Origin of the sequence: Pseudomonas sp. PA27(2017) (genome assembly GCF_001945445.1) — a bacterium.
Lineage (GTDB): Bacteria > Pseudomonadota > Gammaproteobacteria > Pseudomonadales > Pseudomonadaceae > Aquipseudomonas.
Window position 1 is genome coordinate 96,345 of record NZ_MSXW01000003.1, and the last position, 22,187, is coordinate 118,531.

Sequence of the window (22,187 nt, forward strand, 5' to 3'; positions counted from 1 at the left end):
TCGGGCAATGAGCCCGAGGCGGAAGGGCCGTGGCGTCTTTACAGGATGCGCGCGGTTTCCTGCGCGGCGTGCAGGCGAATGGCGACGAACTTGGAGGTCGGTGTGTGGCTGCCCAGGCCGACGCTCTGCAGCGGCACCAGCGGGTTGGCTTCCGGGTAGTAGGCAGCCGCCTGGCCGGCCGGAATGTCGAAGGCCAGCAGGGTAAAGCCGACTACCTTGCGCTCCACGCCGTCGTCCCACAGCGAAGTGATGTCCACCTTCTGCCCCGGCTTGTAACCCAGTCGGGTGATATCGGCTTCGTTGACGAACAGCACGTCACGCTGGCCACGAACACCGCGGTAGCGGTCATCGAGGCCGTAGATGGTGGTGTTGTACTGGTCGTGGGAACGCATGGTCTGCAGGATCAGATCCGGCGTCTGGCCGCTGTTGCGCACCTGAGGTGGCAGCAGGTCGGCCATCAGCGCGTTGGATTTGAAGTTGGCCTTGCCGGTGGTGGTCTTCCACTGGCGCGCGCCAGCCGAGTTGCCCAGGTAGAAACCGCCCGGGTGCTGCACGCGGGTGTTGAAGTCCTGGAAGCCGGGAATGGTATCGGCGATCAGATCGCGAATGCGACTGTAGTCGGCGATCATCGCATCCCAATCGACCGGGTGGTTGCCCAGGGTGGCCTTGGCGATACCGGCGACGATGGCGGGTTCCGAGCACATGTCCTTGGACAGCGGGTCCAGCTGGCCGTAGGAGGCGTGGATCATGCTGAACGAGTCTTCCACGGTGATCGCTTGCGGGCCGGTGGCCTGGATATCGATATCGGTACGGCCCAGGCACGGCAGGATCAGCGCATCCTTGCCGGTGGTCAGGTGGCTGCGGTTGAGCTTGGTGCTGATCTGTACGGTCAGGTCGCAGTTCTGCAGCGCCTTATGGGTTCGCGGGCTGTCCGGCGTGGCCTGGGCAAAGTTGCCGCCCAGGGCGATGAACACCTTGGCCTGGCCGTCGACCATGGCGTTGATCGCTTCCACGGTGTTATGGCCGTTGTCGCGCGGTACCTTGAACTGGAAGCGCTTCTCGATATTGTCGAGCAGCAGCACCGGCGGGCGATCGTTGATGCCCATGGTGCGGTCGCCCTGCACGTTGCTGTGGCCGCGCACCGGGCACAGGCCGGCGCCGGGGCGGCCGAGGTTGCCGCGCAGCAGTTGCAGGTTGACGATTTCCTGGATGGTGGCCACCGAGTGGACGTGCTGGGTGATGCCCATCGCCCAGCACATGATCACTTTCTCGGCGCGGCGATACATCAGTGCCGCCTGCTCGATTTCGTCCAGGGTCAGGCCGGACTGCTCGACCAGCGAGTCCCACGAGGTTTCGTCGAGCACGGCGAGGTAGGCATCGACACCATCGGTGTGTTCGGCGATGAAAGCATGGTCGAAGACCGGCTTCTCGCCCTTGGCTACGGCCTCGCGCTCCCATTGCAGCAGGAACTTGGCGATACCACGCAGCGCTGCCATGTCGCCACCCAGGGCCGGGCGGAAGAAGGCAGTGTTGAGCGGCTCGGAACCGTTGGTGAGCATTTCCAGGGCGTGCTGCGGATGCTGGAAGCGCTCCAGGCCGCGCTCCTTGAGCGGGTTGAAGGCGACGACCTGAGCGCCACGCTTGACCGCCTCACGCAGCGGCTCGAGCATGCGCGGGTGGTTGGTGCCCGGGTTCTGGCCGAGCACGAAGATGGCGTCGGCATGTTCGAAGTCGGCGAAGGTCACGCTGCCCTTGCCGATGCCGACGCTCTGGATCAGCGCCACGCCGCTGGCTTCGTGGCACATGTTCGAGCAGTCGGGGAAGTTGTTGGTGCCATAGGCGCGCACGAACAACTGATAGAGGAACGCCGCTTCATTGCTGGCGCGACCCGAAGTATAGAACTCGGCCTGGTTGGGGGTCTCGAGGTTCTTCAGGTGCTTGGCGATCAGGCTGAAGGCATCATCCCAGGAGGTCGGTACATAGCGGTCGGTCGCCGCGTCGTAGCGCATCGGCTCGGTCAGGCGGCCCTGATATTCCAGCCAGTAGTCGCTTTGCTCGCGCAACTGGCTGACGGAGTACTTGGCGAAGAACTTGGCGTCGACGCGGCGCTTGGTAGCTTCCCAGTTCACGGCCTTGGCGCCGTTCTCGCAGAACTTGATGCGGCCGTCTTCCGGCGAGTCGCCCCACGCGCAGCCCGGGCAGTCGAAACCACCATTCTGGTTGGTCTTGAGCAGTGCGCGCAGGTTCTTGAACGGCTGTTTGCTGTCCAGCCAGAACTGGGTGACGCTGATCAGCGCACCCCAACCGGCGGCAGCGCCTTTGTAGGGTTTGTAACGCGGGTTCACGGGTTGCAGGCTCATGGCTGTTCTTCTCTTGCAGGCGGCGCGGGGCTGTAGACCCGCGGCGCGCTGTGGTGGGGCAAATGAATCAGGTTGAGGTTGTGCCGGCGCGCCCATTGCACGGTAAGGGCGGTCGGGGCCGAAAGGCTGACCAGGTTGCCGATGCCGGCTCTGACTGCCTTGTGAATCAGTTCCAGGCTGCAGCGGCTGGTCACCACCGCAAAGCCCTGGCGGACATCGTGTTTCTCGCGCAGCAGCGCGCCGATCAGCTTGTCCAGCGCGTTGTGCCGGCCGATGTCTTCCCGGCAGGCGCGGATATCTCCGCTGGCATCGACATACAGCGCGGCGTGCAGGGCGCCGCTGCGGCGGGCCAGGTCCTGCACGGCGGCGATACGTTCGCGCAGATCGAACAAATGCGCGGCGTCGGGCAGCCCGGCCTGGTCCAGGGTCGCCAGCTGCGGCAGTGCCTGATCAAGTGCTTCCACACCGCACAGGCCGCAACCGCTGGTGCCAGCCAGTTGCCTGCGCTGCTGCTTCATCGCCCAGAAGGCGCGGCTGCTGATCTCTACCTCGGCGCTAATGGCCGGGCCGAGGTGCTGTAGGCGAATGTCATAAATATCGTCGATGGAATCGACGACGGCGCTGCTCAGGCTGAACCCGACGATGAAATCTTCAACGGCAGTTGGCGACACCATCATCACGGCATGGCTGATGCCGTTGTAACTGATGGCCAGTGCGCTCTCCTGGGCCAATACGGCTGAACCCTCGGCTACAGGATTGCCCAGTTCGGAAAAGGCGTAACCTTCCGCCTCCTGGGCGACAGGCTGGGTACGGCTGGCAACGGCGGAAATCTCGGCTGACCGGGGCACGGCAAGCTCCCCTGCGGCGGATTGACACAGAGAAGCCTAGGCGTTTGCCGGGCAAGCGTCTAATCGCTGTTGCCGATGCCTTGATCGATGCTGTTTATCGGTAGGGCTGGAAATGCTCTATGATCCGCTTTTCAGGACCGCGAATTGCTCAACCTTTGCCCTGCAAATGCTCAAGGAGCGCCTGCAGCTTTTGCACATTGAGCGCGTCTATGTCGATGATGTGATAGCCCGCCCAGGACGGCTGACCGGGTGCGCCCTCGCGACTCCATAAACAGTCGGCGGTGAAACGCACCTCGTCTGCGTCTTCGCCTACCAGTTTGCATTCCACCAGCCTGTCGGCAGCTTGCGGGGTCATGCTGCATAGCATGAAGCCTTCGCTGGACAGGTCGGCGATCCGACCCAGATACGACTCGCTGTGCTGATCATAGACTTCGAGCAGTGAGGTCGACTGATAGCGAGGATGCTGGCGACGATCATCCATGGGTGGCCCTCAGGTGGTTCGTCCAGTCAGTTGCTGAAGCACACGATAGACGGCGTGCAGTGCGCGGTCGACCATCGGCGCCGAGCGGTCGGGTTTGCTGCGGCGTGCGGTGCCCTGCTGCATTTCCTCGGCGAGCTGATCCACCGACTTGACCGCCGCTCGCTGGCCGTTACGGTCCACGAACATGTAGTTGTGGGTCGTGGGGCTGTACCAGGACAGCTTCAGGGTTTGCCGCTTGCCACCCAGGATGAAATCGAACCAGGTGCCGAACTCGAGTTTTTCCAGCTCGCTAACCAGGTTTTGATCGGCGTGGCGCTGACCTTTGCGCGACGTGGCGAGCAGCGCCGCTTCGTCACTCAGCATGGCGCCCAGTGGATTGGGGGGCGGGGGTAGGCTCAGCTTCGAGGCCAGTTGGGGTTGCCCGGCCTGTACCGCGTGCTGGCAGGCGACCAGATCCTGCAGCAGGCGGCGTACGTCGTCTTCGCGATAACCGCCGAGCAGCATCAGGCCATTGCGCAGCTCATCGAGCATGTCGACGCGCAGGCGCTGCAGGCGATCACGCTGCGCGGCGTCGAGCGGCGTGGCGCTCCAGGCCAGGTTCTCTGCCGTTTCGCAGGCGCGCTGCCACTCCTGGCTGGAGGCGCCGTGGCGCAGCTGGATGAACACCAGTACGTCGATCCAGGTGCGCTCGAGGAACTGCCGGATGATCGGCGGAGGCGAGCGCTTGGCCAGCGCCTGGGCGATCGCCTGGGCGGCGCTGTGACGAGCCCCGAGCAGCTTGTCGCGACCTTTGGCCGTCTCCACGGCGCGGCGTTCCTGAAGCTCCACCCGCTGCTTTATACCGCGGGTGAACTCATCGAATTCGCCGAGGAGCATCTCGAACAGGCGCAGGTCGCCACTGAAATGCTGGACGATCTGGCGCACCACCCACTGCACCTTGGCCAGCAAACCATAGGTGTCATCCTGGGCACCGTACAGCACACCGGCCTGGGCCATGGCGTTGATCAGCCGCCGCGCCGGGTGATGGGGCTGACCGAATAGCGCGCGGTCGAGCAGTGCCACCTTCAGGCTGGGCGTATGCAGGTGGGAGAGGGCGACCTTGTAGGGTTGCGGCAGGTTTTCGTCATCGAGGATGAAGTCGAAGATCATCCCGACCAGATCGATGACATCGGTTTCCTGGTTACCCACGCGGTGTTGCTGGGGCGCTTCATTATGGCTGGCGAGCTGGCGATGCAGATCGGTCTTCAGGTCGGTGACGTGCAGTGGGCGATCCGGATGCTGCGTGAGTTCGACGGCGGAGGCCTGTTGCAGCCTATTCAGTGCTTCGAGCAGTTCGCCCGCTTCATACGTGCGCTTGGCGCCCTGCGGCGCGAAACTGGCCATGCTTGGCGAGCCATTGAGCGGGCCGATGGCGTGCTGCTGTTTACGGTATTCGGCCAGCAATCTGTCGAGCCCGGCGGCCAGGTGCTCGGCATCGGCGGGCGGGCTCGCGGTCAGGTCGACCGGCGCAGGCGAGCGACGAGTCTCGGTGAAGCTGCTCGCGGATGGGCTGCTGGGAGAAGGTGATGATGGCTCCGCAGCACGTGCAGGGGCGAATTTCAGATTGGGCAGCACGCCGGCTTCAATCAGACGGGTGTTGAGTGCCTCATAGAGTGCGTCCAGCCCCTGCATCAATTGCTTGTCGAACAGGCCATAGAGCACCAGCTTGATTCGCAGCGGCAATTCGCTCGGTTGCAGGGCCGTCAGCAAGGCTTGGGCAATCGTCTTCGGGGAAAGCGGATTGACCTCAGCCGGCACGGGCTGGCCGTTGTTGAGCAGGGCCAGGCGCTTGTCCAGCGCGAACAGGGCCTGTGCGCAGCGCGTTTGAACTCGATGCGCCATGTTGGTGACCTGCAGCGCCTCCTCGTAGGCCTCGTTGTCGATCAGCGCCAGGTCTTCGGCCGGAACGTCCGCGGGCTGGCTGGCGACCAACTTGCCGTCGAGGAAATCGGCGATGCCTTTGGAAATGCTCAGGTGATAGCGGCGTTCGATCTGCGGCCGCAGCCTGCGCACTTCGCGCATGCTGTCGAAGAACATGGCCTGGACCTGATTGTTCTCCGCCTGCTCGGCACATTGAAAGAGGGTGTCGTCGACTTGGGCGAAGGTGCGTGTCAGATGATCTGCCAGGTGATTGAGCACCAGCTTGCGGCAGCTCTGTCCCAACTCGCTGAAGCGCGGCTGGATACCTCTGCTGGCCAGCGTGCTGGAGATGCCGGGGGATGGCGGCGGCGTGCCCTGAGTGCTCATCTTTGATCCTGATTAAGGCCCGACGCGGTGCATCAGGCTGTGCAGGTATGCCTAGGGTCTGTTGCCGCTTCACACGCGACCGCGCCGGAGCCCGTTTTGTCGCGAGGCAAGGCACGAGCCGCGAAGTTTAGCGGGCTAAATGAGCCGGCGAGAAACGCAGTATCGCGGCAAAACGAGCCCGGCCCATTGGGTTGCGCGGGAAATCTCGCCATGCGTCGTTGGAGGACTTGAAAAGGGAACGCCATTCCCTGCGTCCTCCGCCTAGCCTGGCGAGATTTCTCGCGGCAACGCGGCTCGCGTTTGAAACGGTAACAGACCCTATAGGTAAAGCAAATGACTACCCGTTCGCAAAGCATTGTCATAAAAGCAATTTAGGGGGTTGACAGCAGTTCGCGAAACCGTAAAATGGCGCGCCTCTGCAGCGGCAACGCAAACAGAGAAAAGAAAGAGCATAGTTCCGCGATAGCTCAGTCGGTAGAGCAAATGACTGTTAATCATTGGGTCCCTGGTTCGAGTCCAGGTCGCGGAGCCAATCTTTCCTCGGGGTGTAGCGCAGTCCGGTAGCGCGCCTGCTTTGGGAGCAGGATGTCAGGAGTTCGAATCCCCTCACCCCGACCATATTTGGGTCGTTAGCTCAGTTGGTAGAGCAGTTGGCTTTTAACCAATTGGTCGTAGGTTCGAATCCTACACGACCCACCATTTCAAGCACTGCTTGAGTAAAGAACCCGCCAAAAGGCGGGTTTTTTGCTTTCCGGGTTCTGGTTTGTATTTTCCGCGCAGCACTGCGGAGCTTGGCTGGCGGTGGTTTTCGCCCGCGCGGCCTGGCAGTACCTAAGTCGTTGAAGGATCGGCGCGCTCCTTTGTAGGAGCGGGCCATGCGCGCGAAATCGCGAGCGGTGGCCCGCCCCCAAATGTTTGCAGTTGTAGGGCGGCGCAGGTGAAACCCATCAATCGCCGACGCCGTCGCCGCGTGGCTCGATCAGCAGCGTGCCATTCTCCCTGTCAAGGCGCCGAGCATGCTCCTCGGCAGCCTCCAGAGTTAATGCAGCTTCAAGCGCGGATCGGTGCTGCGGCCAATGCGGTCGCTAAGCATCAGCAACAGCGTGCGGAAGGGGCCGTACAGGGCCATCTGGTGCATGCGATACAGCGAGATGTAGAACATCCGCGCCAACCAGCCCTCCAGTTTCACGCTGCCCATCAGGTTGCCCATCAGATTGCCGACTGCGCTGAAGCTCGACAGCGAAATCAGTGAGCCGTAATCCTTGTAGCTGTAGCTCGGCAGGGGCTGGTTCTGCAGGCGCAGGGCAAGCGATTTGACCAGCAGAGAGGCCTGCTGGTGTGCTGCCTGGGCGCGCGGCGGCACGTTTCGTTCGCTGCCGTCACCCATTGGGCAGGCGGCGCAGTCGCCAAAGGCGAAGATGTTTTCGTCGCGCGTGGTCTGCAAGGTGCCGGTGACGACCAACTGATTGATGCGGTTACTTTCCAGGCCATCCAGATCCTTGAGAAAGGCCGGTGCGCGAATACCGGCCGCCCAGACCTTGAGGCTGGCAGGGATGGTTTCGCCGTTAGCCAGCACCAGCCCCTCGGCGGTGACCTCTTTCACCGCCGCGCCGGTCATCACGTTCACGCCGAGTTTTTGCAGGGTCCTGTGTACGGGCGCGCTGATGCGCTCCGGCAGGGCAGGCAGCACCCGCGGTCCGGCTTCGACCAGGCTGATACGCATGTTTTCCGGGCGGATGCGATCAAGGCCGTAAGCCGCCAGTTCCCGGGCTGCGTGGTGTAGCTCGGCGGCCAGTTCGACTCCGGTGGCGCCGGCACCGACGATGGCGACGCTGATCTGGTCATTGTCACCATTGCCTGCGTGCGCGCGCAGGTAGTGGCTGAGCAGTTTGCGATGGAAGCGCTCGGCCTGCTCGCGGGTGTCGAGGAAGATGCAGTGGTTGGCCGCGCCTTCGGTGCCGAAGTCGTTGGTGGTGCTGCCTACCGCGATCACCAGGGTGTCGTAGGGCAACTCGCGAGCGGGCACCAGTTCGCGGTTGTCTTCGTCCAGGGTGGCGGCCAATTGAATGGTCTTGCGTTCGCGGTCCAGCCCGCTCATGCGCCCGAGTTGGAATTCGAAGTGGTTCCACTTCGCCTGGGCCACGTAGTTCAGCTCGTTCTCCGTGGAGTTCAGCGAGCCAGCGGCCACTTCATGCAGCAGCGGCTTCCAGATGTGGGTGAGGTTGGCATCGGCCAGGGTGATGTGCGCCTTACCGCGCTTACCGAGCTTTCGGCCCAGGCGGGTAGCCAACTCCAGGCCGCCGGCGCCGCCGCCGACAATGACGATTCGATGGGTCATGGTGAGTCTCACAAGGCTAGGAAATCGGTGGCGAGTCCGGGCGAGCCAAGCTCTAGCGCCGGGCGACTCAGTGTCAATCCACGCAGGCGGGTGCCTGCGCGTCAGAAATCGTGTCGTGCTGCATCGAGGCTGCGCGCGTTGCGTCAACTCATCGACAGAAAGCCGACCGCTTGGTTTCAATCGGTGCGCGCATTCTAGCAGCGTGGCGTGCGCCACGGCTGAGACGGCATGGTTATTCGACGTATTCCAGCGGCTCGACTTCGAGCGGATCGCCCAGGCGGATGATTCCGCTGTGAATCACCCGCGCGGTAATCCCGCCATGGCCGCGAACGGCCTGAAAGGTACCTAGCCCCAAGCGTTGCTCAAGCTTGGTGCAGGGTTGGCACCAGCCGGTGGTTTCCAGGATCGCCTGGCCGATGCGAAAGCGCCGGCCCTTGAGGCTGAACAGGTTGATGCCGCTGACGGCTATATTGCGCCTGAGGTCCTCGGGTTTTATCGCATGCTGGGCATCGCGGCCGAGCAGGGCGCTGATCACCGCCAGGTGTTCCCACTGGATCAGGGTGACCTGGCGGGCATTGCGCGGGCCGGGGCGCGCATGATCGCCGGTTAGGCCGGCTTCGCGGCGCGCCTCGACCGCATCGAGAATCAGCATGTCGCCGAGGCGCTCAGGGCGTACGCCTATCCAGCGCACCTGACCCTGTTGCGGCACGGCAGCGATAAGTGCCTGGAGCGGGCTGGCTGGGTAGGCGTCAGGCCTCAAGGTAGGGTTCCGCCGTCTCGGAGGCTGGGTCGGCTCAGTGCCGGCTGGGCGGCAGATCATCGGAGAACAGATCGTCCTCCAGCGGATTGCCAGGAATCGCGTGTTCTTCCGATGCCCAGGCACCCAGGTCGATCAGCTTGCAACGCTCGGAGCAGAACGGCCGGCTCGGGCTCTGCGGGCCCCATTCCACGGGAGCTGCGCAGGTCGGGCAGGCGACGAGTGTGGGTGCGGTCATGGTTGGCCTCCGTTGAGGGTCAGGTAAAAGGCATGCAGGCGCTCGACCTCCTGTTTGACCCAGGCCAGGTCGCGGTCGTTTACCAGTACGTCATCGGCATGGCTCAGGCGTGTTTCGCGAGTGGCCTGGGCGGCCATGATGGCGCGCACCTGCTCGGCAGGCAACCGATCACGCTGCATGGTACGTTCGATCTGCAGCTGCTCGGGCACATCGACCACCAGGATACGCTGGGTCAGTTTGTACTGGCCGGATTCGATCAGCAGAGGCGAGACCATGATGGCGTAGGGCGACTTGGCATTGGCCAGAAACTGTGCGGTTTCTGCGGCGATCAATGGATGCAGCAATCTTTCCAGCCAACCCCGCTCGGCAGGCGATTGGAAAATCAGCTCACGCAGTGCCGAACGGTTCAATTGACCGTCGGCCTGCAGCACCCGTTCGCCGAAGTGCTCGGCTATGGCCGTGAGGGCAGGGCGGCCAGGCTCGACGACCCAGCGAGCGGCCTGATCGGCATCGACCACATCCACGCCCAGTGCGGCGAATTGCGCGGCCACGGCGCTTTTGCCACTGCCGATGCCACCGGTGAGCCCGAGCGTCCAGGGTTTCATGATGAGCTGCCCCTTAGAAAATCAGGGGGCGGATTGTAAAGGAGCAGCTGCGCATGTGCGAATCAGTGGTGATGGCGCGACTGTGTGGCGCCTCGCCCGCTACGGTGTTGCCTGCACCAATCGCCGGGTGCAGGGGGCCTGCGCGATGTCAGGCGACTCACTGTTCGTGTAGGAGCGTCGCCCTCGGCGCGAAACGATCGTTATGTCGAACCGATTTGGCGTCGTCATCCAGCGCTTGAGTTGATTGGCGCAACGTTCTACCCAGGTCGTTGCGCGTCAGTTGAACCCGGCAAACTGCAAGTAACCCTCGGTAATCTGCTTACCCCACAACAGTGCGATAAAACCTGCAATGGCCAGGTAGGGGCCAAAGGGAATCGGTGTGCTGGTGCTGGCATCACGTAGGCGCAGCATGATCACGCCAAGTACCGCACCGACCACCGAAGACAGCAGAATGGTCAGCGGCAAAATCTGCCAGCCACCCCAGGCGCCGAGCATGGCCAGCAGCTTGAAGTCGCCATAACCCATGCCTTCCTTGCCGGTCACCAGCTTGAACAGCCAGAACACCGACCAGAGACTCAGGTAGCCCGCAACGGCACCCCACAAGGCGTCTTCCAGGCTGGTAAAAAGCCCGAAGTTATTGGCGATCAAGCCTAGCCATAGCAGCGGGAGGACCAGCGAGTCCGGCAGCAATTGGTGATCGGCGTCGATCAGGCTCATCGCCAGGAGGCCCCAGGCCAGCACCAGCATGCCTGGCGCTTGCCAGCCAAAGCCGAAGTGCCAAGCGACGTAGGCTGAGATCAGGCCGCAGGCGAGTTCGACCAGTGGATAGCGCAGACTGATCTTCGCCTTGCAGCCGGCGCACTTGCCGCGCAGGAACAGGTAGCTGATGACCGGAATATTTTCCCACGGGCGGATTTCATGGTTGCAATGTGGGCAACTGGAGTGGGGGAGTACCAGATTGTAGGTTTCCCCGGCCGGCTCGGCGGGCAGTTCCAGCACTTCCCGCGCCTGGACGCGCCAGTCGCGGAGCATCATTTTCGGCAGGCGGTGTATCACTACGTTGAGAAAGCTGCCGACCAGTAGGCCGATGATCAGGGCGCAGAAAACAAAGGCCGGCGTGTTGCCGGCCAGGAAGTCGATTACGGTCATGGGTTATACGACGGAGCCCAGTTGGAAGATTGGCAGGTACATGGCGATGATCAGGCCGCCGACCAGTACGCCAAGCACGGACATGATCAAGGGCTCCATAAGCGCGGTGAGGCCGTCAACGGCGTTATCAACTTCTGCTTCATAGTAGCTGGCAACCTTGTCGAGCATGGCGTCAAGGGCACCGGACTCCTCACCAATAGCTGTCATTTGAACTGCCATGGCTGGGAAGGCGTTGGTTGAGCGCATAGAGAAGTTCAGCTGCATACCACTGGTGACATCCTGCTTGACCTTGGTTACCGCATTGCGGAAAACCACATTGCCAGTCGCGCCCGCAACGGAGTCCAGCGCTTCGACAAGAGGCACGCCAGCAGCGAAGGTTGTTGACAGTGTGCGCGCATAGCGAGCGACTGCAGCCTTGTAAACGATATTGCCCACGATGGGCGCCTTGAGGATGGTGCGGTCTAAAGCATCACGAAACTTTTCGGAGCGTTGTTTGGCTTGTATAAATGCGTAGACTGCTCCAGTCAGGGCAATCAGGAAAATGAACCACCATTCCTGCAAACCTTCGGATATGCCGATAACAAAAAGCGTGAATGCAGGCAGATCGGCGCCAAAGCTGGAAAACACTGATTCGAACTGTGGGACTACTTTAATCAGTAGGATGCAGGAAACTATGATCGCGACTGCGATAACAGCGATTGGATAATTCATCGCCTTCTTGATTTTGGCTTTGAGCGCTTCAGTTTTTTCCTTATAGGTTGCTACGCGGTCAAGTAGAGCCTCCAAGGCACCTGATTGTTCACCAGCTTCTACCAAGTTGCAGAACAGGGTATCGAAATACTCAGGTTTGGTTCGCAACGCCGCTGCGAAGCTGTTGCCGGCAGCAACGTGTTGTTTCAGTTCGTCTACTAGCTTACGCATGCTCGGCTTTTCAACACCATCGGCGATGATGTCGAAAGACTGCAGTAGTGGTACGCCAGCTTTCATCATGGTCGCCATCTGCCGTGCAAACAGAGCGATATCCAGTGGCTTGATCTTCTTGCCAGCACCGCCCAGGCTCATGCCCTTCTTGCGAACCTTGGTCGGATTGATGCCTTGCTTGCGCAAATGCGCCTTGACCAGCGCGGGATTCTGGCCGCTGAGCTCGCCCTTGACGATGCTGCCCTTGCGATCTTTGCCTTCCCAGACGAAGGTGCTGGTCTTGGGCGCTTTTGCTGCTGCTGCCATGGTTAATCCTTGGTCACGCGGTTGACTTCCTCAAGGCTGGTCACGCCTTGCATGGCCTTCACAAGGGCCGAGGTGCGCAGGTCGTTAAAGCCGTCTTTGCGCATTTGCGCGGCAATATCGATGGAATTGCCTTCCTCCATGATAATCCGCTGCAGGCTTGACGTGTTTTTAACCACTTCATAAATACCGACACGGCCTTTATAACCGTTCTTGCAATTTTCGCAGCCAACCGGGCCATAGATCTTGAAACTACCGATCTTGCTTTCCGGGAAGCCTTCTTCGAGCAGCACTTCACGGGGCACATCCACTTCTTTCTTGCAGGACCCGCACAGCTTTCGCGCTAGGCGCTGGGCGATGATCAGATTGACCGAGGTGGCGATGTTGAAGGAGGGTACGCCCATATTGCGCAGGCGGGTGAGGGTTTCCGCGGCGCTGTTGGTGTGCAGCGTCGACATCACCATATGACCGGTTTGCGCAGCCTTGATGGCGATGGAGGCGGTGTCCAGGTCACGAATCTCACCAACCATGATGATGTCCGGGTCTTGGCGCAAGAAGGCGCGTAGCGCCTGGGTGAAGTCCATGCCCTGCTTGGGGTTGACGTTGACTTGGTTGATACCTTCAAGGTTGATTTCCACCGGATCTTCCGCCGTGGAAATATTCACATCAGGCGTATTGAGGATATTTAGTCCGGTATAAAGAGAAACGGTTTTACCTGAACCTGTCGGACCGGTGACCAGAATCATCCCCTGCGGTTGTTTCAGCGCTGCGAGGTAAAGCTCCTTTTGACTTTCCTCGTAGCCCAGCGCGTCGATGCCCATCTGCGCGCTGGAAGAATCGAGAATCCGCATCACGATCTTCTCGCCCCACAGCGTCGGCAAGGTGTTGACGCGGAAGTCGATGGATTTACTTTTGGATATCTTCATTTTGATGCGGCCGTCCTGCGGCTTGCGCCGCTCGGAAATATCCAGCCCGGCCATGACCTTCAGACGCGCGGAAATGCGTGGCGCCAGTTGAATCGGCGGGCGCGCCGTTTCATGCAGGATGCCGTCGGTACGAAAACGCACGCGGTAGGTGCGCTCGTAGGGCTCGAAGTGCAGGTCCGAAGAGCCGCCCTTGATGGCGTCGAGCAGCATCTTGTTGACGAAGCGCACTACCGGAGCGTCATCGGCATCCTGTCCGCCCTCCGGCTTCTTGTCGTCGTCGACGCTTTCGGTTTCCAAGCCGTCCAGATCCACATCGCCCAAGTCCTCCAGGCCGCTATGGCCGGTATCGAAAAACTTCTCGATAGCGTCGCCCAGCTTGTCATCCTCGACCAGCAGTGCTTCGGTAGAAAGGCCGGTGCTGAACTGAATATCAGTGACCACCTGGTGGTTAGAGGGGTCTGAGATCCCCACGAACAGTTTGTTGCCACGGCGCCACAGCGGCAGGGCGCGGTGCTGACGCACGAGCTTTTCGCTGACTAGGTCTTTCGGCTGGCTTTCCTTGTCCAGGGCGCTCAGATCGAAATAGGCAATGCCGAACTGATCCGCCGTCAGTTCAGCCAGTGCGCGGCTTTTGACCAGCTTGTTCTGAGCTAGGTAGTGAACAAGAGAAAGCTTATTGCGTTTGGCTTGCACCTGCGCCTGCTGAGCGGCCTTCTCGTCCAATAGCTCGGCCAGCACTACCTGCTTGGCCAGGCCGGAAAGGGGAATGTTCTCGCTCATGAGCACCTCAGCATCAATAGATGGGTGCGTTATAGCGTAGATGCCTGGGGCTGCCAAATTGGCGATGTGCAGGTGACGGAAAGTGTCACAAGGTGCGCATCAATGTGTTTGGCGTAAAGGCCATTGCTTCGACGGGAGTGGTGATTTTGTGAGGGTGTTGGCAGCAATTAAGGCGAACGGCCGGAGTTCAAAACTTGGCACGGCTTCTGCTAGATCATCGATAGGCTTGTCTGCCTGACACTTAATGACTGGAGACTTACATGAAAGCTCAAATGCAAAAGGGTTTCACCCTTATCGAACTGATGATCGTTGTTGCCATCATCGGTATTCTGGCCGCTATTGCACTCCCTCAGTACCAGAACTACACCGCGCGTGCCCAGGCTACGGAAGCTATGAACCTGTTGGGTGGGTTGAAGACTCCTCTCATTGATATTGCCGGCACTGCTGGTCTCGCGACAGCATGTAGTACTGCTGCTGCCGTACCAGCTAACCCAACCGCTACTCCGCCTACCGCAGCAACCCCGGCTGGTGCTCTTAATTCGGCCAATGGTTACACCCTTTCCGGTAAATATGTCAGCGGTGTTACCGCTACTGCTACTGGTACTACCTCTTGCAAAATTCAGGCTACTTTCAAGCCTGCCGGTCAGGGTGTGAACGACAAAGTCGCTGGGCAGACTCTGTCTTTCACTTACACTATTGCTACTGGTGATTGGTCTTGCACCACTAGCCTTCCTGACTCTGTTCGTCCGAACAATTGCTCTACTGGTACCTGATTGCTCATCGCGGTATGACGGATGCCATGTTCGTAGCCGAGATTATGCGAAGGCGTAATTCGGTGGCGAAGCCTGAAACGTAAATTCGTCGTTTGCTGCGAACCCGCTGCAACTAGCGCCCCGCCATATGCGGGGCGTTTTGTTTTCTAGGTTTCGAGTGGTGGCGAATTTTGCGGCAAATTATGCCTGTAGCTAAAACGATCACGCTTGTTAACACGTTGCTGTATAGAGATTCACTGGGTGGGCCAGCGAAAGGGGGCAATATCTGCTAAGACAGCCATGTTTGCTCCGGCGATGTAGTAATCCATCCCTAAAAAACCTGAACCAAAAAACCTCCCCCCTTTCCACTGACCATTGCTGGGCAGATGTTTCAAAAGGCTTCGCTTCGGCTGGCTGTGAATGAATTGGGTGGAGAACTCCTGCATGACGTTGGATGACGGCCGTCGGCCCCTACGCATTACTCTGACCGCGCTGGCGATGCTTTTGCTTGGGCTGGTGATTGCCATCGGGGGCGGGTATCTCGCGACGTTAGGTGGTTCGTGGTACTACCTTGGGGCAGGCATTGCCCTCCTTGTCGTTGCAGGCCTGCTGTTCGCACAGCGGCGAATGGCGATTGGCCTCTACGGCCTCCTCCTACTAGGCACCCTCGCCTGGACCCTCTACGAAGTTCGCTTCGACTGGTGGCAATTGGCGCCGCGGATCGATCTCTGGTGCATCCTCGGCCTCTGGCTGTTCCTGCCTTTCGTCAATCGGCACGTCGGCCGCAACGGCGTCTGGCGTGACGGCGCGACCGGGGTTCTGGGCGTAGCGCTTTTGGCGGGTGCGGCGATGGCCGGTTATTCGCTGACCCAGGATTACCACTCCATCGATGGCGAATTCAGTGATGCGCAGATGCAGGGTGAGGCGGCTGATGGCGTTGCGCAGCGCTCGGCGAGTGATTGGCCGGCCTATGGTGGCTCCAGGCACAGTGATCGTTATTCGACGGCTGATCTGATTACGCCGGAGAACGCCGGCAAGCTGGAGAAGGCCTGGGAGTTTCATACCGGTGATTTGCCGGGGGAGGGCGATCCCCATGAGCTGACCAATCAGGTCACTCCGCTGAAAGTTGGCAATACGCTGTTTATCTGCACGCCTCACAGCGTGGCGATTGCGCTGGATGCGGACACGGGCGAGGAGCGCTGGCGGTTCGATCCAAGCATCAATCGTGATGCCGAGTATTACCAGCATATGACCTGCCGTGGTCTGGCTTATCACGATGGCACTGCGGTTGGGGCGGCCGCCATTGTCGCCAAGCGACCCGATCAGCCCGCCGCACGTTGTGAAAAGCGCCTGTTCCTGCCGACCAACGACGGCACCCTGATGGCGCTGGATGTCGAGGACGGTCAGCCGTGCGAGGACTTCGGCGATGCCGGCACGGTCGACCTGAAGGCTGGACTGGGTGAAGGCGCACTGGGCGTCTTTCTGCCGACCTCGCCGCCTGTGGTGACCAGCAAGCTGGTGATCCAGGGCGGTTCGATCACTGATAACGGTTCGGTGGATTCACCCGGCGGCGTGATTCGCGCCTATGACGTGAAGACCGGCGAACTGGTGTGGAATTTCGATCCGGGCAATCCCGACGCCACCGAGCCGCTGGAGCCGGGCAACACCTATGTGCGCAGCACGCCCAACGTGTGGACGATTCCCACCGCCGACGAGGCGCTGGGGCTGGTGTATTTACCGATGGGCAACCAGACTCCCGATCAGTGGTCGACTCCCCGTGACGAGCTGGCCGAACGGTTCACGGCCACGCTGGTGGCGCTGGATCTGGCGACCGGCAAGGTGCGCTGGGAGTTTCAGACCGTGCACCACGATCTCTGGGACCGCGATCTGCCATCGCAGCCGACCCTGGTCGATATCGACGGTGCGCAAGGCAAGGTACCAGCCATCATCCAGGCGACCAAGCGCGGTGATCTTTACGTGCTCGACCGGCGTACCGGCGAGCCCATCGTGCCGGTCAACGAGATGCCGGTGCCCCAGGGCACCGACTACGGTGACACCACCGCCGCCACCCAGCCAGCCTCGGCCCTGAGCTATGCGCCGCAGGAGCCGTTGCGCGAGCGCGACATGTGGGGTGGTACGCCGATCGACCAGATGCTCTGCCGCATCCAGTTCCGCAAGCTGCGCTACGAGGGCGATTTCACCCCGCCGTCGCAGCAGGGCTCGCTAATCTATCCAGGCAACGTCGGGGTGTTCAACTGGCCATCGGTGGCTGTGGATCCGAACCGCCAGTTGCTGTTCGGTGCGCCCAACTACCTGGCGTTCATCTCGCAGATGGTCAAGCGCACCGAGGTCGAGTCCGAGGAGCGTCGCGGTGGCGGTGAAACCGGCTTGCAGCCCAATCTGGGAGCGCCTTACATGGTGCGCCTGGAGCCGTTCCTGTCGGTGCTTGGTTTGCCATGCCAGTCGCCGCCTTGGGGTTACGTGACGGCCGTCGATCTGCGCACCATGAAAAAGGTGTGGATGCACAAGAACGGCACCAGTCGAGACAGCGCGCCGCTGGGCCTGCCGTTCCCGGTCGGTACGCCAGCACTTGGCGGGTCGATCGTCACCGCCGGTGGTGTGGCCTTTATGAGCGGCACCCTGGATTATTACCTGCGGGCCTACGACCTGAAGAGCGGCAAAGAGCTGTGGAAAGGGCGCCTCCCGGCTGGCGGTCAAGCGACACCGATGACCTACGTGTCCGAAAAGACCGGCAGGCAGTACGTGGTGCAGATGGCCGGTGGGCATGGCTCGTTCGGCACCAAGATCGGCGACTCGGTGACGGCCTGGGCGCTGCCGGAGGAGAAGCCGTAAGTGAAGGCAGGGCGCTATGGCGAATTCAGTTCGAACCGTAGCCTGGGTTAGCCCAGGGCGTAAACCGGGGCAAAGCCTGTAGTCAGCCGTTTACCGCGAACCCGCGGTATCGGATGCCACAACTGAACGCCCTGCCTTTTACGGGGCGTTTTGCTTTCCGGGATTCGTGTTATAGGTTATGCGGGGATTACGCCTTCGGCTAATACGCCCTAAGATTTATGAAATCTATTGAGCCAGTACTGCGGACGCCTCCGCTCATGTGCGATAGCCAGGATTTGAACGTTGCCAGTCTGTTCACGATAGATAATGGACAAAGGAAAACGCTGGAGCGGAGCCTTGCGAATATCTGGCGTAAGTTCCACTTGTCATGCTCTCGGGGCGTCACTGATCAACCGGGCAAGGGTTTCGAATTCACGTATCAAGGTGCCGCCAAGCCCTGCAACCCTAGATTCGTAGTAACCCACCGACTCCAGGCCTCCGCCGCAGGGTGAAACGAATAGCTCATCCGAGCAGTGCTCGAGCTTTTCTCATGACTTCTTCACCTGGCACCGCCCGAGCCGAGCCATTGTCCAGCTCTTCGGCTCTGAGCTGCGCCTCTGCCAGCCAGTCTGCCCGCAGTTCTTCCTCCGTGGGCGTGTCGAGACTGAGCACCAGGCGCTGGATCAGATCGGCCCGCTCCTTTCTAGAAAGGTGCAGAGCTTCGTTTTCAATTTTCTGGATGTCCATGGGGCAGTGCTGCTCTTGCGTGACGTTGGGATTCTGGCATGGAAGACAGGTGTGTGCCATGACTGCACGCTGATCGTGTGCTGCTGAAACACCAGCGCGCTATGGCCGATTCAATTCGATCCCTAACCCGGATTAGCCAAAGGCCTAACCCGGCGAAAAGCTCGTAGTCAGCCGTCTACCGCAAGCCCGCTGTATCGAGAGCTAGCACTGAACGCCCTGCCTCGTGCGAGGCGTTTTGCTGCCTGGGTTTGGGGATGTTGCGAGTAGTACGGCGGTTGACGCCCTCGACTGATACGCCCGCCAAGGCTGGGTTACACTTGCTTGCTCAGCAGGAGGGCATATGAACCAACAGGCCGTGATTGATTTGCTATGTGCACGACTCGAGGGCGTATTGGCTATTTATGCGTTCGGCAGCCGCATTCGAGGCGAGGCGAATGAGCATAGCGATCTGGATCTCGCCGTATTGGTAGAAGGATACGCAGAGCCTGTGGCGCTATGGCGCCTGGCTGGGGAGCTTGAGGACGTTGTGGGTTGCCCCGTGGACCTGTTGGATTTACGCAATGCTTCGACGGTGATGCAGCAGCAGGTGATCGTGCATGGCGAGCGTTGGTGGGCCAGGGACGAGCGGGCGGGTTTGTTCGAGTGTGCCATGCTCAGCGAAAAGCTGGCGCTGGATGCAGCCAGGGCGCCATTACTGCGTATTATCGAGCAGGAGGGGCGAGTTTATGGCCGATGATGTGCTGCTCAACAAGGCGGCGAGTATCGAGCGCTGCGTTCGCCGTGCGCGTGAGGAGTACCACCGTGACCCGGCGACCTTCGGTGAAGACTTCACTCGCCAGGATGCGGCCATTCTGAATATTCAGCGTGCCTGTGAGGCGGCGCTGGACATGGGCCAGCATCTGATTCGTCGTGAGCGCTTGGGCATACCGCAGAGCGCCCGGGATGTATTCGCTTTGTTGGCCGAGCACGGCTGGATCGAAAAGGAGCTAGCCGATGCACTCAAGAGGATGGTGGGTTATCGCAACATTGCGATGCATGAATACCAGGCGTTGCAGTTGCCAATCACCATCGCGGTGATTACTGGTCACCTGAATGAATTCCTGGACTACTCCCAGGCAATTCTTCTGCGCGACGCTGCTCGCTGATCTGAAACCGCGGTTATCGTCGCATGACTGGCTCGTAGCATGAGCCGAATGGCGCTGACGCGGTAGTGAAGATGGATTACTCCGTACGGTTTGCGAAGCCTCTGCGCGGGTTCACGAGGGGATCGGCTCGTGAACGACGCCGACGTGGATCACTTGCAGGTGGAAGTTGGCATTGGCATATCGCTGTGAGAGCGGATTCGCGCGCATGGCGCGCTCTCACAGAAAAGTATGTCGTCGCGCCCCACGTACCTTGAGGCGTGATTTCGTGTGATGAGCGCCTGATCAGTGGTGCTCGCGCGTGGCGCGGAATTTCACGTCCGGCCAGCGCTCTTCCATCAGGCTCAGGTTGACGCGGGTCGGCGCCAGGTAGGTGAGGTGACCGCCGCCATCGACGGCAAGGTTTTCCACGGCCTTGTTGGAGAATTCCTCGAGCTTCTTCTTGTCGTCGCACTCGATCCAGCGCGCCGACCACACGGTGATCGGCTCGTAGCCGCACTCGACCTTGTATTCCTCTTTGAGGCGGCTGGCGACCACGTCGAACTGCAGCACACCGACGGCGCCGAGGATGATGTCGTTGCTGCGCTCGGGGAAGAACACTTGGGTGGCGCCTTCCTCGGCGAGCTGCTGCAGGCCCTGGCGCAGTTGCTTGGATTTCAGCGGGTCTTTCAGGCGCACGCGGCGGAACAGCTCAGGGGCGAAGTGGGGGATGCCGGTGAAGCCCAGCGCTTCGCCTTCGGTGAAGGTGTCGCCGATCTGGATGGTGCCGTGGTTGTGCAGGCCGATGATGTCGCCGGCCCAGGCTTCCTCGAGCATTTCACGCTCGCTGGAGAAGAAGGTCAGGGCGTCGCCGATGCGTACGTCCTTGCCGGTACGCACGTGGCGCATCTTCATGCCTTTCTCGTACTTGCCCGAACAGATGCGCATGAAGGCCACGCGGTCGCGGTGCTTGGGGTCCATGTTCGCCTGGATCTTGAACACGAAGCCGGAGAACTTCTCTTCGGTCGGCTCCACCGGGCGCTCGTGGGCCACACGGGCCAGCGGGCGCGGCGCCCAGTCGACCACGGCGTCGAGCACATGGTCGACACCGAAGTTACCCAGTGCGGTGCCGAAGAACACCGGGGTCAGCTGGCCGTTGTCGAATTCGTCCTGGTCGAACGGGTGGCAGGCGACCTGCACCAGTTCCAGTTGCTCGACGAAGCGCTCGTACTCGTCGCCCAGGTGGGCGCGGGCCTCGTCGGAGTCCAGTTTGTGGATGATCTTGGCTTCGGTGCGCTCGTGGCCGTGGCCAGCGGTGTAGACGATGATGTAGTCGCCGGCCAGGTGGTACACGCCTTTGAAGTCGCGATAGCAGCCGATCGGCCAGGTGATCGGCGCCGCCTTGATCTTCAGCACCGCCTCGATCTCGTCGAGCAGCTCGATGGGGTCACGGATATCGCGGTCGAGCTTGTTGACGAAGCTGACGATGGGCGTGTCGCGCAGGCGGCATACGTCCATCAGGGCGATGGTACGTGGCTCGACGCCTTTACCGCCGTCGAGCACCATCAGCGCGCTGTCTACCGCCGTCAGGGTGCGGTAGGTATCTTCCGAGAAGTCTTCGTGGCCGGGGGTGTCGAGCAGGTTGATCATGTGCTCGCGGTAGGGGAACTGCATCACCGAGGTGGTGATGGAGATGCCGCGCTGCTTCTCCATTTCCATCCAGTCGGATGTCGCGTGGCGGTCGGATTTACGCGACTTCACCGTGCCGGCCACCTCGATCGCCTTGCCCATCAGCAGCAGCTTTTCGGTAATCGTGGTTTTACCGGCGTCGGGGTGGGAGATGATCGCGAACGTACGGCGCTTGGCGACTTCGGCGGCCTGAGTGGTCATGGATGCGTGCCTGCTTGAAAGCGTGAGCGGGCCAGGGCGGCCCGGAAAAATGCGCGATTATAGCGGTAAATGCTGGCGTGCTGGGGCATCCGCGCATTCGTCCGTAGCAAAGCAAATGACGTAGGATCGGCACTCCGCTCACGCCCCAGGATCGTTCATGAAGCATTCGGCCATTTTGCTCACTGCCCTGGCGCTCGCCTCGAACGTCGCCTGGGCGCAGTTGCCCGAGTGCCAGGTTTTATTCCCGGCGGGGCAGACTCGCGACCTGCCGCTCGCGGTCACCCCCGAGGCGCGCACGCAGGGGCTGTCCGGGCGTGACGAGGTAGGCGGCGGCATGCTCTTCGCCTGGCCCCAGGAAGGGCTACGCGAACTGTGGATGAAGGACACCCGCGTCACGCTGTCGGCGGCCTTCATCGATAACGCCGGCATAGTGCGCAAGGTGGTCGACATGCGCCCCTTCAGTTTGCAGCGCCACGCCTCGGATGAGCCGGTGCGTTATATCATCGAGGTCGCCAGGGGCGAGTTCGCGGCCCTTGGCGTGGTGGTCGGCAGCCGCGTCAAGATCGTTTGCGCTGAAGCGCAGTGAGCGCGGCTGGCTGAGGCGCTCTGCGGCGAATTGTTCGGCCAGCGCGAAAATGGCGGTAAGGCCGCTTTCGTTCGCGCCGGGGCGACGCTCCTACACGGACGGTGGGTCGCTCGCGGTCATGTGGGAGATTCTATGTCAAGGATCCCCCTTTTTCGGGGTTGTAATCGACCTGCTTCTGCATCAGCGCAAAGGCGATACGAGCGAGTTTACGGGCCAGGATGGTCAGGGCTTCTGTTCGCTTGAGCCCACGCTTGAGGTAGCCCTGAT

Annotated in this window: 18 protein-coding genes and 3 tRNA genes; 8 read left to right on the top strand and 13 right to left on the bottom strand. The window is 61.0% G+C overall.

Translation table 11 applies throughout. The annotated features are described in order from the left end of the window. Window positions 1-38: 38 nt before the first annotated feature. From BVH06_RS01515 to BVH06_RS01530, 4 genes are all read right to left on the bottom strand, one after another. On the bottom strand, window positions 39-2,360 hold the full coding sequence (locus BVH06_RS01515; RefSeq protein ID WP_075932938.1) for an FdhF/YdeP family oxidoreductase: 2,322 nt from the start codon (window positions 2,358-2,360) through the stop codon (window positions 39-41). After that, on the bottom strand, window positions 2,357-3,208 hold the full coding sequence (fdhD, locus tag BVH06_RS01520; protein WP_139315530.1) for a formate dehydrogenase accessory sulfurtransferase FdhD: 852 nt from the start codon (window positions 3,206-3,208) through the stop codon (window positions 2,357-2,359). Before fdhD ends, BVH06_RS01515 begins: the two co-directional genes overlap by 4 nt. 148 nt (window positions 3,209-3,356) lie before the next feature. Next, window positions 3,357-3,689: a PilZ domain-containing protein gene (locus tag BVH06_RS01525; RefSeq protein ID WP_075932939.1), complete on the bottom strand. Its 333-nt coding sequence runs from the start codon at window positions 3,687-3,689 to the stop codon at window positions 3,357-3,359. Between the two features lie 9 nt (window positions 3,690-3,698). Continuing rightward, entirely contained in the window at window positions 3,699-5,975 is a 2,277-nt protein-coding gene (locus BVH06_RS01530) for a DUF1631 domain-containing protein (protein WP_075932940.1), read from the bottom strand. Between the two features lie 456 nt (window positions 5,976-6,431). On the opposite strand from BVH06_RS01530, the gene BVH06_RS01535 reads away from it, so the two are divergent. From BVH06_RS01535 to BVH06_RS01545, 3 genes are all read left to right on the top strand, one after another. Continuing rightward, window positions 6,432-6,507 (top strand) — tRNA-Asn (locus BVH06_RS01535). Window positions 6,508-6,516: 9 nt separating this feature from the next. Next, window positions 6,517-6,593, top strand: a tRNA-Pro gene (locus BVH06_RS01540). Between the two features lie 5 nt (window positions 6,594-6,598). Continuing rightward, window positions 6,599-6,674, top strand: a tRNA-Lys gene (locus BVH06_RS01545). Between the two features lie 340 nt (window positions 6,675-7,014). Here the strand turns inward: BVH06_RS01545 and BVH06_RS01550 are convergent. From BVH06_RS01550 to pilB, 7 genes are all read right to left on the bottom strand, one after another. Continuing rightward, on the bottom strand, window positions 7,015-8,313 hold the full coding sequence (locus BVH06_RS01550; protein WP_075932941.1) for an NAD(P)/FAD-dependent oxidoreductase: 1,299 nt from the start codon (window positions 8,311-8,313) through the stop codon (window positions 7,015-7,017). A 232-nt stretch (window positions 8,314-8,545) separates the two neighbouring features. Further along, on the bottom strand, window positions 8,546-9,073 hold the full coding sequence (locus BVH06_RS01555) for an MOSC domain-containing protein (RefSeq protein ID WP_075932942.1): 528 nt from the start codon (window positions 9,071-9,073) through the stop codon (window positions 8,546-8,548). A gap of 34 nt (window positions 9,074-9,107) precedes the next feature. Further along, window positions 9,108-9,308, bottom strand: coding sequence for a DNA gyrase inhibitor YacG (yacG, locus tag BVH06_RS01560; RefSeq protein ID WP_013792874.1), 201 nt, complete (start codon window positions 9,306-9,308; stop codon window positions 9,108-9,110). After that, window positions 9,305-9,913: a dephospho-CoA kinase gene (gene coaE, locus BVH06_RS01565; protein WP_075932943.1), complete on the bottom strand. Its 609-nt coding sequence runs from the start codon at window positions 9,911-9,913 to the stop codon at window positions 9,305-9,307. Before coaE ends, yacG begins: the two co-directional genes overlap by 4 nt. Window positions 9,914-10,189: 276 nt before the next feature. Next, window positions 10,190-11,062 carry an A24 family peptidase gene (locus BVH06_RS01570; RefSeq protein WP_075932944.1) on the bottom strand — a complete coding sequence of 291 codons (873 nt, stop codon included), beginning with the start codon at window positions 11,060-11,062 and terminating at the stop codon, window positions 10,190-10,192. Window positions 11,063-11,065: 3 nt separating this feature from the next. Then, on the bottom strand, window positions 11,066-12,289 hold the full coding sequence (locus BVH06_RS01575) for a type II secretion system F family protein (protein WP_075932945.1): 1,224 nt from the start codon (window positions 12,287-12,289) through the stop codon (window positions 11,066-11,068). Between the two features lie 2 nt (window positions 12,290-12,291). Next, window positions 12,292-13,992 carry a type IV-A pilus assembly ATPase PilB gene (gene pilB / locus BVH06_RS01580; RefSeq protein WP_075932946.1) on the bottom strand — a complete coding sequence of 567 codons (1,701 nt, stop codon included), beginning with the start codon at window positions 13,990-13,992 and terminating at the stop codon, window positions 12,292-12,294. A 260-nt stretch (window positions 13,993-14,252) separates the two neighbouring features. Between pilB and BVH06_RS01585 the strand changes: the two genes are divergently transcribed. Further along, on the top strand, window positions 14,253-14,765 hold the full coding sequence (locus BVH06_RS01585) for a pilin (RefSeq protein ID WP_075932947.1): 513 nt from the start codon (window positions 14,253-14,255) through the stop codon (window positions 14,763-14,765). A 423-nt stretch (window positions 14,766-15,188) separates the two neighbouring features. Further along, window positions 15,189-17,597: a membrane-bound PQQ-dependent dehydrogenase, glucose/quinate/shikimate family gene (locus tag BVH06_RS01590; protein ID WP_075932948.1), complete on the top strand. Its 2,409-nt coding sequence runs from the start codon at window positions 15,189-15,191 to the stop codon at window positions 17,595-17,597. Between the two features lie 501 nt (window positions 17,598-18,098). Here BVH06_RS01590 and BVH06_RS01595 read toward each other — a convergent pair. After that, a complete protein-coding gene (locus tag BVH06_RS01595) occupies window positions 18,099-18,323 on the bottom strand; it encodes an addiction module protein (protein WP_075932949.1) in 225 nt (74 codons plus the stop codon). A 340-nt stretch (window positions 18,324-18,663) separates the two neighbouring features. On the opposite strand from BVH06_RS01595, the gene BVH06_RS01600 reads away from it, so the two are divergent. Then, window positions 18,664-19,059 (top strand): nucleotidyltransferase domain-containing protein, encoded by a 396-nt coding sequence (locus tag BVH06_RS01600; protein ID WP_075932950.1) that lies wholly within the window; start codon window positions 18,664-18,666, stop codon window positions 19,057-19,059. Next, window positions 19,049-19,468 (top strand): DUF86 domain-containing protein, encoded by a 420-nt coding sequence (locus tag BVH06_RS01605; protein WP_075932951.1) that lies wholly within the window; start codon window positions 19,049-19,051, stop codon window positions 19,466-19,468. Before BVH06_RS01600 ends, BVH06_RS01605 begins: the two co-directional genes overlap by 11 nt. A gap of 282 nt (window positions 19,469-19,750) precedes the next feature. Here BVH06_RS01605 and BVH06_RS01610 read toward each other — a convergent pair whose 3' ends face one another. Then, window positions 19,751-21,334 carry a peptide chain release factor 3 gene (locus BVH06_RS01610; RefSeq protein WP_075932952.1) on the bottom strand — a complete coding sequence of 528 codons (1,584 nt, stop codon included), beginning with the start codon at window positions 21,332-21,334 and terminating at the stop codon, window positions 19,751-19,753. 157 nt (window positions 21,335-21,491) lie between these two features. Between BVH06_RS01610 and BVH06_RS01615 the strand changes: the two genes are divergently transcribed. Then, entirely contained in the window at window positions 21,492-21,920 is a 429-nt protein-coding gene (locus BVH06_RS01615) for a DUF192 domain-containing protein (RefSeq protein ID WP_083651823.1), read from the top strand. Window positions 21,921-22,187: the final 267 nt, after the last annotated feature.

Excerpts from the sequence above, each read along its gene's own strand:
- coaE (WP_075932943.1), bottom strand. The coding sequence starts at position 9,913 with ATGAAACCCTGGACGCTCGGGCTCACCGGTGGCATCGGCAGTGGCAAA.
- BVH06_RS01515 (WP_075932938.1), bottom strand. The coding sequence starts at position 2,360 with ATGAGCCTGCAACCCGTGAACCCGCGTTACAAACCCTACAAAGGCGCT.
- BVH06_RS01615 (WP_083651823.1), top strand. The coding sequence starts at position 21,492 with ATGAAGCATTCGGCCATTTTGCTCACTGCCCTGGCGCTCGCCTCGAAC.
- BVH06_RS01595 (WP_075932949.1), bottom strand. The coding sequence starts at position 18,323 with ATGGACATCCAGAAAATTGAAAACGAAGCTCTGCACCTTTCTAGAAAG.
- BVH06_RS01550 (WP_075932941.1), bottom strand. The coding sequence starts at position 8,313 with ATGACCCATCGAATCGTCATTGTCGGCGGCGGCGCCGGCGGCCTGGAG.
- BVH06_RS01610 (WP_075932952.1), bottom strand. The coding sequence starts at position 21,334 with ATGACCACTCAGGCCGCCGAAGTCGCCAAGCGCCGTACGTTCGCGATC.
- BVH06_RS01525 (WP_075932939.1), bottom strand. The coding sequence starts at position 3,689 with ATGGATGATCGTCGCCAGCATCCTCGCTATCAGTCGACCTCACTGCTC.
- BVH06_RS01570 (WP_075932944.1), bottom strand. The coding sequence starts at position 11,062 with ATGACCGTAATCGACTTCCTGGCCGGCAACACGCCGGCCTTTGTTTTC.
- BVH06_RS01605 (WP_075932951.1), top strand. The coding sequence starts at position 19,049 with ATGGCCGATGATGTGCTGCTCAACAAGGCGGCGAGTATCGAGCGCTGC.
- BVH06_RS01590 (WP_075932948.1), top strand. The coding sequence starts at position 15,189 with ATGACGTTGGATGACGGCCGTCGGCCCCTACGCATTACTCTGACCGCG.
- BVH06_RS01530 (WP_075932940.1), bottom strand. The coding sequence starts at position 5,975 with ATGAGCACTCAGGGCACGCCGCCGCCATCCCCCGGCATCTCCAGCACG.
- BVH06_RS01585 (WP_075932947.1), top strand. The coding sequence starts at position 14,253 with ATGAAAGCTCAAATGCAAAAGGGTTTCACCCTTATCGAACTGATGATC.
- BVH06_RS01575 (WP_075932945.1), bottom strand. The coding sequence starts at position 12,289 with ATGGCAGCAGCAGCAAAAGCGCCCAAGACCAGCACCTTCGTCTGGGAA.
- BVH06_RS01600 (WP_075932950.1), top strand. The coding sequence starts at position 18,664 with ATGAACCAACAGGCCGTGATTGATTTGCTATGTGCACGACTCGAGGGC.
- pilB (WP_075932946.1), bottom strand. The coding sequence starts at position 13,992 with ATGAGCGAGAACATTCCCCTTTCCGGCCTGGCCAAGCAGGTAGTGCTG.
- yacG (WP_013792874.1), bottom strand. The coding sequence starts at position 9,308 with ATGACCGCACCCACACTCGTCGCCTGCCCGACCTGCGCAGCTCCCGTG.